Annotated in this window: 3 protein-coding genes; 1 reads left to right on the forward strand and 2 read right to left on the reverse strand. The window is 70.5% G+C overall.

All coding sequences use genetic code 11. From position 1 onward, the window contains the following. The first annotated feature begins 344 nt into the window (after positions 1-344). Entirely contained in the window at positions 345-1,598 is a 1,254-nt protein-coding gene (gene pepT / locus HMPREF0731_RS06590) for a peptidase T (RefSeq protein ID WP_040611979.1), read from the forward strand. Between the two features lie 19 nt (positions 1,599-1,617). Here pepT and ggt read toward each other — a convergent pair whose 3' ends face one another. Both ggt and HMPREF0731_RS06600 read right to left on the reverse strand, forming a co-directional pair. Beyond that, positions 1,618-3,225 carry a gamma-glutamyltransferase gene (ggt, locus tag HMPREF0731_RS06595; RefSeq protein ID WP_007003276.1) on the reverse strand — a complete coding sequence of 536 codons (1,608 nt, stop codon included), beginning with the start codon at positions 3,223-3,225 and terminating at the stop codon, positions 1,618-1,620. 32 nt (positions 3,226-3,257) lie between these two features. Beyond that, positions 3,258-4,167: Bug family tripartite tricarboxylate transporter substrate binding protein (locus HMPREF0731_RS06600; RefSeq protein WP_007003277.1), on the reverse strand; the 910-nt coding region annotated here is incomplete at its 5' end.

A 4,167-nucleotide genomic window follows, 5' to 3' on the forward strand; every position in this document is an offset into this window, starting at 1 on the left:
GCCGCGGCGGCGGCACGGCCATGCGCGCCCGCGGGCGGAAGGGCGCGTTCGGGGATGGCCTGGCCATGGAGATGAGGCATGCGCGTCGGTCCTTGGTTCCGGCCGAACGCCCCGGCGCCGCACCGGAGCGGAGGCAGGGTCCGGCGGGTTGCTTCCGGGGCGCCGGAGGCCTGCAAATGCGAGTAAGTTTCATTAACGGCATTCGATCGTTACAGGCAAGGCCGCGAAAGATAAGTTTTTTCTGCCGCTTCATTTGGGACCGGTCGCGTTTTTAAAGGCCGCGCTGCCGCTGGCGGCACCGCCGGGGCGTGCGATGATGCGGCGGATTGATGCAGGAGCACCCCATGGCCGACGCCCTCGCCGAACAGCTGATCGCGCGCTTCTTCCGCTACCTCGCCGTGGCGAGCCAGAGCGATGCCAGCGCCACCACCCTGCCCAGCACCGAGGGGCAGCGTGCCCTCGCCGAACTGCTCAAGGCCGAGCTGGAGGCGCTGGGCCTGGCCGATATCCATCTCGACGCGCACAGCATCCTGACCGCGCGCCTGCCGGGCAACCGGCCGGAGGCGCCCTGCATCGGCTTTGTCGCGCATCTGGACACGGTGGATGTCGGCCTCTCCCCCGTGGTGAAGCCGCAGCGCCTGCGCTTCGAGGGTGAGGACCTGCCGCTGAACCGCGAGCAGGATATCTGGCTGCGCGTCGCCGAGCACCCCGAGATCCTGCCCTATCGCGGCCAGGAGATCCTTGTCAGTGACGGCACCAGCGTGCTGGGCGCCGACAACAAGGCGGCGATCGCCGTGCTGATGACGCTGGCCGACCGGCTGCGGCAGAGCGACGCGCCGCGCGGCGACATCATCCTGGCCTTCGTGCCCGATGAGGAGATCGGGCTGCGCGGCGCCAAGGTGATGGATCTGGCGCGCTTCCCCGTCGCCTTCGCCTACACCATCGATTGCTGCGAGCGCGGCGAGCTGGTCTACGAGACCTTCAACGCCGCCGGCGTCACGGTCGACATCACCGGAATCACCGCGCATCCGATGACCGCCAAGGGCGTGCTGGTGAACCCGATCCTGATCGCCACCGAGCTGGTGGGGATGTTCGACCCGCTGCAGACGCCCGAGCACACCGAGGGGCGCGAGGGCTATTGGTGGTGCAACGGCATCTCCGGCAACCAGAGCAGCGCGCGGCTGCAGATGTCGATCCGCGACCATGACGGGGCGCGCTTCGCCGAGCGCAAGGCCTATGTGGCCGAGGCGGTGGAGCGGCTGCGCGCCCGCCACCCGCGCGCGAAGATCGCGCTGACGATCGAGGACAGCTACCAGAACATCGACGCGGCGCTGGGCAATGACCGGCATTGCGTCGACCTGATCGTGCAGGCGATGGGGCAGATGGGCATCACGCCCAAGGTCATCGCCATGCGCGGCGGCACGGATGGCTCGGCGCTGTCGGCGCGCGGTGTGCCGACGCCGAACTACTTCACCGGCGCGCACAATTTCCACTCGCGCGACGAGTTCCTGCCGGTGGAGTCCTTCGTCGATTCCTATCGCCTGACCGAGCGTCTCTGCGCGCTCGCGGCCGCGCCGCGGGGTGACGCGGCGGGCTGATCCGCCCGCCGCCCCGTGTTCAGGCCCGCAGCGCCATGCCGTCGCGCTGCGGGTCGGCACCGCCCTGCCAGGCGCCGTCGCGCAGCGCCAGCCCGTGCGGCGCGCCGAAGGCATAGCTCTGGTAGGAGCGCGCGACCGGGTAGCCCAGCGCCGCCAGCGCATCGGTGACGCCGTGCGGGATACGGTTGGCGACATCGATCGTGTCGCTCAGCGCGACGATGCGCGGCGCCGCCACGGCCTCCGCCATGCTCATGCCGAAATCGACGACATTGCTGATCGCCTGGGCCAGCGCCGGCACGATATAGGTGCCGCCGGGGGCCGCCAGCACCATGCAGGGCTGCTCGCCCTCGAACAGGATGGTCGGCGCCATGGCGCTGGCGCGGCTCTTGCCCGGCGCGATGGAGGCGGCGCGGCCCGGGCGCGGATCGAAGCCGCTCATGCAACCATTGTACATGAAGCCGAGCCCCGGGGTGATGACGCCCGAGGGGATGCCCAGCGTGTGCGTCATCGACACCGCATTGCCCGCCGCGTCGACGACGCAGACCACGGTGGTGTCGGGCGGGTCGCGCGGCTCCTCGGCGCGCGGCACGGCGGCCTTCTCGCCGGCGCGGATGCGCGCGGCCAGCGCCCTGGCATGCGCGTCGGAGAGCAGCCGCTCCATCGGCACATCGACGAAATCCGGGTCGCCCATATGGGCGTCCTTGTCGATGGTCATCCATTTCATGGCTTCCGCCAGGATGCGCAGATGCTCGACGCTGTTGTGCTCCAGCGCGCCGAGGTCGAACTGCGCCAGGATGTGCAGCAGCTCGATCAGCGAGCCGCCACCCGCCGGCGGCGGGTTGGAGGCGACCCGCAGCCCGCGATACGCGCCCCAGCAGGGCGACTTCTCCCGCACGCGATAGGCGGCGAGGTCCTCCAGCGTGATGCCGCCGCCCCGCGCCGCCATGTCGGCCGCGATCTCGCGCGCGATGTCGCCGCGGTAGAACACGTCCGCGCCGCCCTCGGCGATGCGCTCCAGCGTGCGGGTCATCTCCGGGTTGCGCAGCATGTCGCCGGGGCGCTTCAGCCGGCCGTCGGGGCGGAAATAGACCTGCCGCCCGGTCTCGCTGAAGCGCAGCTTGTCCTCGACATTGACCTGGCCGTCATTCCCATGGTCCAGCGCCCAGTAGTAGTGGACATAGGGCCGCACCATCACGCCGCGGCGCGACTGCGCGATGGCCGGCGCCATGACGTCGCGCAAGGGCATGGTGCCGAAGCGCGACAGCGCCTCAGTATAGCCCGCCACATTGCCGGGCGTGCCGACCGAGCCATAGCCGATATCGTTGCTCTGGTCGTTCAGCAGGAAGACGAAGCCGTCGCGCGACTGGCCGATGAATTTGTCCGCCCACATCTCGGGCGTGGCGGAGAGCGGCGCGCGGGCGAAGAATTCCAGCACGCTGTGTACGCCCTGCTTCGGCATGCAGATCTGCATCGCGCCGAAGCCGCCGATGCCGCACATCTGCGGGTCCACCACACCCTGGCTGAAGGCGCAGGCAATGGCGGCGTCCACCGCATTGCCGCCCTGCCGCAGGATCTCGACGCCCGCCTCCGCCGCTTCCGGCTGGGCCGCCACCACGATGCCGCGCATCCGCTCTCTCCCCGTTTCCGCTGCCGTGCCGCTCAGTCCGGCGTGATGCCGGAGGCCTCGATCACCGGCTTCCAGCTCGCCACCTCACGGCGCACGAAATCCTGCGCCGCGTCCAGATAGAGCCGCCCCGCCGTGGTCGAGGTCTCGGCGAAGCGGCGCTGCACATTGGGGCTGTCCTGCGCCTTGCGCACCGCCTCGGCCAGCTTCTCCAGCACCGGGCGCGGCGTGCCGGCGGGGGCCGCGAGGCCGGCCCAGCCATCGGCCACCACATCCGGATAGCCCAGTTCGCGGAAGGTCGGCACCTCCGGGAAATCGGGCGAGCGCTCGGGCGCCGAGGTCGCCAGCGCCCGCAGCGCGCCGGAGCGCAGATGCGCGCTGGTCGCCGTCAGGCTGTCCAGCACCGAGGGCACCACGCCCGCCATGACATCGGTGATCGCCTGGGTGGAGCCGCGATAGGGCACATGCTCCAGCTTCGCGCCGCTGGCCCGCGCCAGGCGCAGCCCGAGCAGATGCGCCACACCCCCGACGCCCGAAGTGCCGTAATCCATCACCCGGTTCTGCGAGGCCGCGACATACTCCGCCAGGCTGCGGATCGGCAGGCGCGGATCGACGCAGAGCAGATAGGGCGTGCCCATCATGATGGCGATATGGGCGAAGGAGGTGTCGGCATCATACTGGATGCGGCCGCGATACAGGGTCTGGCCGATCGCCAGCCCGCTGATCGTGGTGATCAGCAGCGTGTAGCCATCCGGCGCCTGCCGCGCCACATAACCGGTGCCGAGGGTAGAACCGGCGCCGCCCCGGTTCTCCAGCACCAGGCTCTGGCCGAGGCTCGCCTGCATCTCCTGGGCGATGACGCGGGCGGCGATGTCGGTGGCGCCGCCGGCGCCGAAGGGCACCACCACGCTGATGGCGCGGGCCTGCGGCCAGGGCGCCTGGGCG

Origin of the sequence: Pseudoroseomonas cervicalis ATCC 49957, from assembly GCF_000164635.1 — a bacterium.
GTDB classification, from domain to species: domain Bacteria; phylum Pseudomonadota; class Alphaproteobacteria; order Acetobacterales; family Acetobacteraceae; genus Pseudoroseomonas; species Pseudoroseomonas cervicalis.